The organism is Burkholderia sp. E168m23, assembly GCF_016586125.1.
Lineage (GTDB): Bacteria > Pseudomonadota > Gammaproteobacteria > Burkholderiales > Burkholderiaceae > Burkholderia > Burkholderia orbicola.
In genome coordinates this window covers 1-1,045 of record NZ_BCPP01001472.1, presented here as the reverse complement: position 1 = coordinate 1,045, position 1,045 = coordinate 1, and the positions used below count along the sequence as shown (strand labels likewise).

The window sequence follows — 1,045 nt, the reverse complement described above, 5'->3', positions numbered from 1 at the left end:
GAAGCTCGACGCCGCCAGCGAAAACGCGGCGCCGACGAGGAACAGGATCTTCCCGGTATTGAGCGACGCGACATACGACGCGAACAGCGCCACCCCCAGCAGCAGCACCTTCGAGATCGTCACGCGCCGCTGGCTCGACGCATCGGGCGCGACCATGCAGTAATAGACGTCGTGCGACAGCGCATTCGCGATCGTCAGCAGCAACCCGTCCGCGGTCGACAGCGCCGCAGCCAGCGCACCGGCCGCGATCAGCCCCGACACCACGTACGGCAGCCCCGCGATCTCCGGCGCGGCCAGCACGACCATGTCCGGCTGCATCTGGATTTCCGACCAGTGCACGATGCCGTCGCGAATCACCTCGACGACGCTGATCAGGTCGGGTTCGAAGTGATGCCATTGCGTGACCCACGCCGGCAATTCGGCGAACGGCCGCCCGACGAGATTCGCGAGGATCTCGTACTTGATCAGCACCGCGAGCACCGGCACGCTCAGGTAGAACAGCGCGATGAAGAACAGCGTCCAGCCGACCGAGCGCCGTGCCGACGCGACCGACGTGGTCGTGTTGTAGCGCGTCAGGATGTGCGGCAGGCTCGCGGTGCCGAGCGACAGGCACAGCAGCAGCGCGAGGAAATTCCGCTCGCGCGGCTTGCGTTCGTCTTCGCTCGCGGCCGGAAACGGCTCGTGCATCGGCACGGGCGGCTCGGCCCGCGCGAGCAGGTCGTCGCGCGCCTGCGTCCACGCCACGCGCGCCGCTGCCGGATCGCGCGGGAAATCGGCCAGTTCGCGCTCGCGCTGGCTGATCTCGCGCAGCGGCCCGTTGTGACGGCGCAGGTCGGCAAGCTGGTCGACGAGATGTCGACGCGCATCCGCATAGGACGCCGGCAGCCGGTCGAGCCGCGTCTGAATAGCCGCGGCCTGCCGGCGATACGCATCGCGCACCTGCTGCTCGTCGTGCGCGTCGCGCACCTGCGCCTCGCGCGCCGCGACGCGCTCCATCAGCTTGCCGTAATTGAACTGCGGCACGGGGCCGAGCCCGTTCTTCATC

At 68.7% G+C, this 1,045-nt stretch carries 1 pseudogene; it reads right to left on the bottom strand.

The features are described from left to right. Positions 1–1,045, bottom strand: a pseudogene (locus JMF90_RS38235) (cation acetate symporter); the annotation flags it as partial.